Raw genomic sequence first — 556 nt, forward strand, 5'->3', positions numbered from 1 at the left:
CGGGCCGACGACTACCCCGACGAGGTCTTCGTCCGCACGCTCGACGACATGGGCCGGCGCACCGGCCTGCGGGTCCGCTACCCGGCCGGGTCGTTCGTGTACCGGCTCGCCGGCCGGGACCGGCAGACCAGCGCCTCCTACTACACCCCGCAGTCGTTGACCGAGGTCACCGTCCAGCTCACGCTCAAATACCGCCTCGACCAGGACGGCACCACAACGCCCGCGCGCGAGCTGCTGGACTGGACGATCTGCGAACCGGCGCTGGGCTCCGGGGCCTTCCTCAACGAGGCGATCAACCAGGTCGCCGCCGAGTACCTGCGCCGCTGTCAGCGTGAGCGGGGGGAGAGCCTCGACCCGGAGCGGTACGCCACCGAGCTGCAGAAGGTCAAGGCGTACATCGCCCTGCACAACTGCTACGGCGTGGACCTCAACCGCACCGCGGTGGAGCTGGCGGAGGTGTCGTTGTGGCTGAACGTGATGCACGCCGGCCTGCAGGCACCCTGGTTCGGCCTGCACCTGCGCCGCGGCAACTCGCTCATCGGCGCCGGCCGCCGCT

At 70.7% G+C, this 556-nt stretch carries 1 protein-coding gene; it reads left to right on the forward strand.

The window, feature by feature from the left end; genetic code table 11:
* The coding region (locus AC5LUJ_RS22410) for a DNA methyltransferase (RefSeq protein ID WP_493465689.1) at positions 1-556 on the forward strand (556 nt) is incomplete at both ends.

This window comes from Protofrankia sp. CiP1_Cm_nod3, assembly GCF_982290655.1.